The sequence below is a fragment of the Dactylosporangium sp. NPDC049742 genome, from assembly GCF_040674675.1.
GTDB classification, from domain to species: Bacteria; Actinomycetota; Actinomycetes; order Mycobacteriales; family Micromonosporaceae; genus Dactylosporangium; species Dactylosporangium maewongense.
Genome location: NZ_JBFANF010000080.1, coordinates 44799 through 52089 on the forward strand (window position 1 = coordinate 44799; position 7291 = coordinate 52089).

The 7291-nt window shown below is 71.4% G+C and carries 6 protein-coding genes; 5 read left to right on the forward strand and 1 reads right to left on the reverse strand.

What is annotated here, in order from left to right; translation table 11 throughout:
• Positions 1-15: 15 nt before the first annotated feature.
• From AB0J72_RS51860 to AB0J72_RS51880, 5 genes are all read left to right on the forward strand, one after another.
• Entirely contained in the window at positions 16-1437 is a 1422-nt protein-coding gene (locus AB0J72_RS51860; protein ID WP_363414290.1) for a pectinesterase family protein, read from the forward strand.
• A 145-nt stretch (positions 1438-1582) separates the two neighbouring features.
• Positions 1583-2356, forward strand: a complete 774-nt coding sequence (locus AB0J72_RS51865) for an SDR family NAD(P)-dependent oxidoreductase (RefSeq protein ID WP_363414293.1) — start codon at positions 1583-1585, stop codon at positions 2354-2356.
• A 42-nt stretch (positions 2357-2398) separates the two neighbouring features.
• Positions 2399-2989, forward strand: a complete 591-nt coding sequence (locus AB0J72_RS51870) for a GrpB family protein (RefSeq protein ID WP_363414296.1) — start codon at positions 2399-2401, stop codon at positions 2987-2989.
• A gap of 106 nt (positions 2990-3095) precedes the next feature.
• On the forward strand, positions 3096-4712 hold the full coding sequence (locus tag AB0J72_RS51875; protein ID WP_363414299.1) for a methyl-accepting chemotaxis protein: 1617 nt from the start codon (positions 3096-3098) through the stop codon (positions 4710-4712).
• A gap of 58 nt (positions 4713-4770) precedes the next feature.
• Complete coding sequence (locus AB0J72_RS51880) at positions 4771-7035, forward strand: FdhF/YdeP family oxidoreductase (RefSeq protein ID WP_363414302.1); 2265 nt, start codon at positions 4771-4773, stop codon at positions 7033-7035.
• Here the strand turns inward: AB0J72_RS51880 and AB0J72_RS51885 are convergent.
• On the reverse strand, positions 7022-7291 hold a 270-nt coding region (locus AB0J72_RS51885; protein WP_363414305.1), incomplete at its 5' end, for a pectate lyase. The two genes, AB0J72_RS51880 and AB0J72_RS51885, sit on opposite strands and share 14 nt — an antisense overlap.

Here is a 7291-nt window from a genome sequence, read left to right on the forward strand (position 1 = left end):
GAAGGGACCGGGTTCATGTCCAGATCGAGTTGGTCGAGGCGACATCTGCTCTACGCCGCGCTCGCCGTCGCGGTGCCCGCCGTGGTGACCGGGGTGTCGACGCTGCCGTCCGACGCGGCGACCCTGCCACCCACGGGCGGCACCTATCAGCTGGCGGTCAGGAAGAGCGGCATGTGCATCGACGTGCCGTCCGCGTCGACGGCGAACGGCGCGCTGCTGCAGCAGTGGGGCTGCACGAGCGGCGCGGCCTGGCAGCAGTTCAGGCTCACCGCCGCGGGCTCGAACTACCAGCTGGTGAACGTGAGCAGCGGCAAGTGCGTCGACGTGCCGGGCTGGTCGACGGCCTCGGGGGTGCAGCTGCAGCAGTACACGTGCGTGGCGAGCCAGGCCAACCAGCAGTGGCGACTCGTCGCGTCCGGTACCGACACCTTCCAGATCATCAACGTGAACAGCGGCCTGTGCGTCAGCGACAAGGACGCCAGCACCGCGTCGGGCGCCGCGGTGATCCAGGAGACGTGCACCGCCAACAGCAACAAGCAGTGGGCCTTCAACGCCGTCGGCGGCACCGGGCCCGCCACCGTCGCCAAGGACGGGACCGGGCAGTACACCACCGTGCAGGCGGCGGTCGACGCGGTGCCGGCGAACAACAGCACCCGCCGGGTCATCACCATCAAGGCCGGCACCTACCGCGAGATCGTCACGATCCCGTCGAACAAGCCCTTCGTCACCCTGCAGGGGCTGGGTTCGTCGGCGTCGGCGACGGTCATCGTCAACAACCACAGCAGCGCCGGCGGCTACGGTACGAGCGGCAGCGCCACCGTCTTCGTCAACGGCCACGACTTCGTCGCGACGAACCTGACCATGTCCAACGACTACGGCGAAGGCAGCCAGGCGGTCGCGGCGAACGTCAACGCCGACCGGTCGGTGTTCGACAACGTGCGGTTCCTCGGCAACCAGGACACGCTGCTGGTCAACAACTCCCGCCAGTACTACGTGAACTCCTACGTCGAGGGCACCGTCGACTTCATCTTCGGCGGCGCGACCGCGGTGTTCAACGCGAGCACCATCCACGAGAAGCGCAGCAGCGGCGGGCCGATCACCGCGGCGAACACCGACGCGGCCAAGACCTACGGCATCCTCGTCTACAGGTGCACCATCACCGGCGCCGCGAACAACGTGACGCAGCTCGGCCGCCCGTGGGGCCCGGCCGCGCAGGTGCTCTACCGCGAGTCGAACCTCAGCGCGACCATGAAGACCGCGCAGCCGTGGACCGACATGTCCGGCAACTCGTGGAAGAACGCGCGGTTCCTGGAGTACCGCAACACCGGTGCCGGCGCCGGGACGAACAGCAACCGCCCGCAGCTGAGCGACTCGGCCGCGGCGAACTACACCCCGCAGAAGTACCTGGCCGGCACCGACGGCTGGAACCCGGTCTAGGAAGCCACCCGCAGGCCGGCATCGGCCTGCGACCACCCGCTTGCCCCGGTGCGTGCGCGACGCGTGCACCGGGGCAAGTCGGCTGCAATTGCGCTGCAATCGGGGCGTTCCATCGTGGTGCGGCACACGATGGAAAGGACACAACTTGCGCACCATTCTTGTCACCGGATCGGCCGACGGCATCGGCCTGCACGCCGCGACCCAGCTCGTCGACGGCGGGCACCGGGTCATCCTGCACGCCCGCAACGAGGAGCGCGCCGCCGCCGCGAAGGCCGCGCTGCCCGGCGCGGCCGCGGTCGTCGTCGGCGACCTGCGCTCGCTCGACGACACCCGGGCCCTGGCCGCGTCGCTGTCGGGGTACGGCCACCTCGACGCCGTCGTGCACAACGCCGGGATCGCCCGGCTGGACAGCACCGAGCGGGAGGTGACCGGCGACGGCCTGGAGTCGATGTTCCAGGTGAACGTGCTCGCCCCGTACCTGCTGACGGCGCTGCTGCCGCGCCCGGAGCGGCTGGTGTTCGTGTCGTCCGCGATGGCCGCGGACGGCGCCGTCGACCTGGCCGACCTGCAGTACGACCGGCGTCCCTGGAACGGGTTCGCGGCCTACTCCACGTCGAAGCTGCTCGACCTGATGCTGGCCGTCGCGATCGCCCGGCGCTGGCCCGAGACGCACAGCAACGCCCTCGACCCGGGCTGGGTGCGCACCAAGATGGGCGGCGACAGCGCCCCGACGGACCCCGCGGACGCCGCGCGGGCGCAGGTGCGGCTCGCCGCCGGCACCGACCCGGAGGTGCTGGTCACCGGGCGGTACTTCAGCGACCGCGACTGGCGGCCGAGCGACGCCCACCTCGACGCGGCGCTGCTGGAGGCGCTGCTCGCGCACCTCGCCGACCTCAGCGGGGCACCGCTGCCGGCGTAGGTGTCGTATCCTGGCCGACTTTGCTGTCACAGGAGGTATCGAATGGCCAGGTATCCGAAGAGCATCACCGAGCGGTTTCACGGCACGCCGGAGCAGCTGGCGGCGGGGTTGGTCGGCGACCCGCCCCGCCGCTGGTCCGCCGTCGTCGTCGACGACTACGACCCGTCGTGGCCGCTGCGGTACGAGACGACCCGCGCCGCCCTGACCGAGGCGCTCGGCGACCTCGTGCTGGCCGTCGAGCACGTCGGCTCCACGGCCGTCCCCGGCCTGCCCGCGAAGCCGGTCATCGACGTGGACCTCACCGTGCCCGACAGCGACGACGAGTCGTCGTACGTGCCCGTCCTGGCCCCGCTCGGCTACCGGATCGTGCTGCGCGAGCCGTGGTGGCACGGGCACCGCATGCTGGTCAGCGCGGCCGACGACGTGCACCTGCACGTGTGGCCGCCGGGCGCCCCGGAGCCGATCCGGCACCTGCTCTTCCGCGACTGGCTGCGCGAGCACCCCTCGGACCGGGACCTGTACGCCGGCACGAAGCGGCGCCTGGCCGGCGAGACCGCGGACCGGCCCGGCGACTACAGCCTGGCGAAGAACGACGTCATCGACGCCATCTACACCCGGATCTTCGCCGCCTGACGGCTCCTGGCGGCTTTACGCGCCGCGGGATTTCTCAGGAGCGGGACGGTGGGGCCGATCGGTGGGGTGCGAGCTTCGCGAGAACGGTCGGCGAGGGGTGGCAGACATGGACGCGCTGCGGCGGACGCGGGTGGTCACGCGGCTGGCGATCGGCTTCCTCGTCATCGCGCTGTGCGTGGTGGCCATCTGGGTGGCGGCGGTCTCGGCCTCCCGCGGCACCCGCGACACGGCCGGGCACCTGTCCGCCGCCCAGGCCCAGCTCGACGCGGCCGAGCAGCTGAAGTTCCGCATCACCGACATCTCCGGCTGGCAGGTCGGCTACGCGTTCGACGTCGAGCGCGGCGAGCCCGGCAGCACCGACGACACGGCCGACACGCGGGCGGCGTTCCTGCAGGCCATGCAGGATTTCAGCAGCGAGCTGGACACGATGGCGGGCCTGCCGCTGCCGGCCGCCGACCAGGCCGCCGTGCGGGCGATCCGCCAGGCGTTCGACGACTTCAAGGCCCTCGACGACCGGGTCATCGCGGCGTACCGGGCGGGGACCCCGGAACAGGTCAAAGCGGCCAACGACCTCGTCGTCGGCGAGGGCCTGGAGGTGTACGCGCGCATCAGCGACCCGGTCGACCAGCTGCTCGCCGGCGCCAAGCAGCGGTCGGCCGCGGCCGAGAAGTCCGCCCGGTCGACGGCGAGCAGCACCGGCAGGCTGGCCAACATCGTGGGCAGCAGCGCGCTCGTGCTTGCCGTCGCCATGGCGCTGGCGCTGTCGGTCTCGATCCTGCGGCCGCTGCGGGCCCTGCACGAGCGCCTGTCGGACATCGCCGAGGGTGACGGCGACCTGACCCACCGGCTGATGGTCAGCGGCAACGACGAGTTCACCACCGTGAGCCGCGAGTTCAACACGTTCGTGGAGAAGATCGCCGCGACGGTACGGGCGATCAGCGGGTCGGCGTCCACGGTCGCGATCGCCAGCGAGCGGCTCAGCGACACCTCGACCCGGATCATGACCAGCGCCCAGCAGACCTCGACCCGGTCAGGGCTGATCGTGGCGTCGGCCGACGAGGTGTCCGACAACGTCCGCACCGTCGCGACCGGCGCGGAGCACATGAGCGCCTCGATCCAGGAGATCGCCGGCACCGCCGCCGACGCGGCCCGCATCGGCGGGCAGACCACCGAGCTGACCCAGTCGGCGCACGACCTGATCGGCCGGCTGAGCGGGTCGAGCCAGCAGATCGGCAACGTCGTCACGGTCATCAACGACATCGCGGCGCAGACCAACCTGCTGGCGCTCAACGCGACCATCGAGGCGGCCCGGGCCGGCGAGGCCGGCAAGGGCTTCGCCGTCGTGGCCACCGAGGTGAAGGACCTCGCCCAGGAGACCGGCCGGGCGACCAGCGACATCGCGTCGAAGGTGCAGAGCATCCAGGCCGACACGATGGCCGCGACCGAGGCGATCACCCAGATCGTCGAGATCACCGGGCGGCTCGGCGACTACCAGAACACCATCGCGGCGGCCGTCGAGCAGCAGAACGCCACCACGACCGAGATCGGGCGCAACATCTCCCAGGCCGCGGCCGGCTCGGCCGACATCGCCGCGAACATCGCCACCATCTCCGACGCGGCCCGCATCACCACCAGCGGGGTCGAGGAGACCCGCACCGCCGCGGAGGAGCTGTCGGCGATGAGCCGCGAGCTGCACGCCCTGGTCGGCCAGTTCCGCGTCTGACGCAGGCGCCGGGGACGGGCTACGCTCGGTGGTCTCATCTACCGCAGGAGCCGCCGCGATGCCGATCGACGAAGCCGAGGAGCGGCTGCGGGTCCGGCCGCCCGCCGACCACGCGGCGGGACTGCCGGCGGTGCGGCTCAGCGTCACCAACGCGGTGCGGCGGATGGGGATCGTCAGGGCGACCCGCAACCTGCTCGCGCTCAACCAGGTCGACGGCGTCGACTGCATGAGCTGCGCGTGGCCCGACCCGCAGGGCAAGCGGCACACCGCCGAGTTCTGCGAGAACGGGGCGAAGGCCATCTCGTGGGAGGCCGTGCGGGAGACCGTCGAGCCCGCGTTCTTCGCCGCGCACTCCCTGGAGGACCTCGCCGGGCGCACCGACCACTGGTTGGAGGCGCAGGGCCGGCTCACCCACCCGATGGTCCGCCGCGACGGCGGCACCCACTACGAGCCGATCTCCTGGGACGAGGCGTTCGCGCTCGTCGCCACCCACCTCAACGCCCTGGACGGCCCCGACGAGGCGGTGTTCTACACGTCCGGCCGGGCCAGCAACGAGGCGGCGTTCCTCTACCAGCTCTTCGCCCGCGCGTACGGCACCAACAACCTGCCCGACTGCTCCAACATGTGCCACGAGTCGACGTCGGCCGGGCTGGCCGCCACGATCGGCATCGGCAAGGGGTCGGTGTCGCTCCAGGACCTGCACGAGGCCGAGCTCATCGTCGTGTCGGGGCAGAACCCCGGCACCAACCACCCGCGGATGCTCACCGCGCTGGAGACCGCCAAGCGCAACGGCGCGAAGATCCTCGCGATCAACCCGCTGCCCGAGGCGGGGCTGCTGCGCTTCGACAACCCGCAGAAGGCGCGCGGGCTCGCCGGGCGGGGCACCGGACTCGCCGACGAGCTGCTGCAGATCCGCTCCAACGGCGACCTCGCGCTGTGGCAGGCCATCGGCCACCTGCTCCTGCAGGCGCCCGGGGCGGTCGACCGTGACTTCGTCGACCGGTACACCACCGGCTTCGACGAATGGGAGCGCCAGGCCCGCACCGTCGACCGGGCCGCGGTGCTCGCCGCGACCGGCCTGACCTGGTCGCAGATCGAGACCGCCGCGGCGATGCTGGCCGCCTCCAAGCGCACCGTGCACTGCTGGGCGATGGGCATCACCCAGCACCACAACGCGGTCGCCACCATCAAGGAGTTCGTCAACGTCGCGCTGCTGCAGGGCAACATCGGCAAGCCGGGCGCCGGACTGTGCCCGGTGCGCGGCCACTCCAACGTGCAGGGCGACCGCACGATGGGCATCTGGGAGAAGCCGCCCGCCTGGTTCCTCGACGCGCTCGGCGCCGAGTTCGGCTTCGCGCCGCCGCGGCTTCCCGGTCACGACGCCGTCGACGCCGTGAAGGCGTTCCGGGACCGGCGGGCCAAGGTGTTCGTCGCGCTCGGCGGCAACTTCGTCGCCGCCATGTCCGACACCGACGTCACCACCGCGGCCATGCAGGGTGCGGCGCTCACCGTCCAGGTGTCCACGAAGCTCAACCGCAGCCACGTCGCCGCCGGCCACACGGCGCTGATCCTGCCGACGCTCGGCCGCTCCGAGCAGGACATGACCGGCGGGAAGGTGCAGCGGGTCACCGTCGAGGACTCGATGTCGGAGGTGCACGCGTCACGGGGCCGCTCCGCGCCGGCGGGCCCGCTGCTGCGCTCGGAGGTCGACATCGTGTGCGGTCTCGCGGCGGCCGTCCTGGGTGACCGGCACGGCATCCCGTGGGCGTCGTTCACCGTCGACTACGACCGGATCCGCGACCGCATCTCCCGCGTGGTGCCCGGCTGCGCCGACTACAACGCCCGCATCGCCGACGGCGGCTTCACGATGCCGCACGGGCCGCGGGACTCCCGCACGTTCCCGACCCCGCAGGGCAAGGCCGTGTTCACGGTCAGCCCGCTGGTCGTGCTGGAGGTGCCGCCGGGGCGGCTGGTGCTGCAGACGATCCGCAGCCACGACCAGTTCAACACGACCATCTACGGCCTGGACGACCGGTACCGCGGCATCCGCTCCGGGCGGCGGGTCGTGTTCATCAACGCGCTCGACCTGGCCGAGCTCGGCTTCGCCGACGGGGACCTGGTCGACCTCGTGTCGGAGTTCTCCGACGGCGTCGAGCGTCGCGCCCCGCGGTTCCGGCTCGTCTCATACGACACGCCGAAGGGCTGCGTCGCCGCGTACTACCCGGAGACCAACCCGCTGGTGCCGCTGGACTCGCAGGCTGCGGTCAGCGGCACCCCCACGTCGAAGTGGGTCGTCGTGCGGTTGGAGGTTAGCGGTACGTGATGTCGCTCGCGCTGTAGAAGCAGTTGACGCCGTCCGCGCCGGAGCCGACGTGGGTCGGTTCGCTGCCCTTCGGGGCGCCCTTGTACTTGTCGCAGATGGTCGCCGAGCCGTAGACGGTGATCCGGGTGAACCGGGCCGTGTCGCCCCAGTTGATGTTGATCCCGGCGATCACCTTCGTGGACTTCGCGATGATGTTGTCCACCACGACGTTGCGCTGGTAGGAGTTCGTGCAGTTGCCGCAGGCGCGGTACAGCTT